The organism is Bacteroides sp. RTP31139st1_H2_RTP31139_211217, from assembly GCF_040227615.1.
GTDB classification, from domain to species: Bacteria; Bacteroidota; Bacteroidia; order Bacteroidales; family Bacteroidaceae; genus Bacteroides; species Bacteroides uniformis.
The window spans coordinates 29,202-29,904 of the sequence record NZ_JBCNZM010000051.1 but is presented as its reverse complement, the minus strand read 5'-3'; the positions used below and the strand labels follow the sequence as shown (position 1 = coordinate 29,904).

Annotated in this window: 1 pseudogene; it reads left to right on the top strand. The window is 39.5% G+C overall.

Going from position 1 to position 703, the window contains the following annotated elements:
- Positions 1-75 precede the first annotated feature (75 nt).
- Positions 76-703: pseudogene (locus tag ABUA47_RS10675) on the top strand (SNF2-related protein); the annotation flags it as partial.

The following is a 703-nucleotide window of genomic DNA, read 5'->3' as shown; positions in this document are numbered from 1 at the left end:
TCATAGCTCGCACACAAGTCCTTTTTTACTCTATTTAATATCTAATCATTTGATTATTAGTTGTTTATTGTCTTGAATGTGTATAATGTGGTAAATGTATTGCCTTCACCGACAGCAAACGCATATCTGGAAATTTTCAATGAGCAATGGAATAACGATGAGAAATTTGAGGATGTAACGAAGCGTATATTGGAGTACATAGACACTGTATATCAAGAAAATGCACCGGAGTATGTCTATTTTATTGCTCTTTATAATATCTTTAATGAGTTTTTGGAAGACATCAGCGAAGATGTGTTGCCCAATGAACGCACGGGGTTCAAAACGAGTATTATTTGGAATAAACTCTATAATTTCCAACGTGATGCTGCGCTGGCTATCATTAACAAGTTGGAAAAATACAATGGTTGCATCCTTGCCGATTCAGTAGGTCTTGGCAAGACCTTTACGGCATTGGCGGTTATCAAGTATTACGAGAACCGTAATAAGTCGGTGCTTGTACTTTGCCCTAAAAAACTGAATGACAACTGGCAGACTTTCCGTGCCAATTACAAAAACAACCCCGTAGCTGCCGATCGGCTAAGGTATGACATCCTTTTCCACTCCGACCTTTCACGTGACCGTGGTTTGAGTAATGGCCTCGACTTGGAGCATGTGAATTGGGGAAACTATGACTTGATTGTGATTGACGAAAGCCACAACT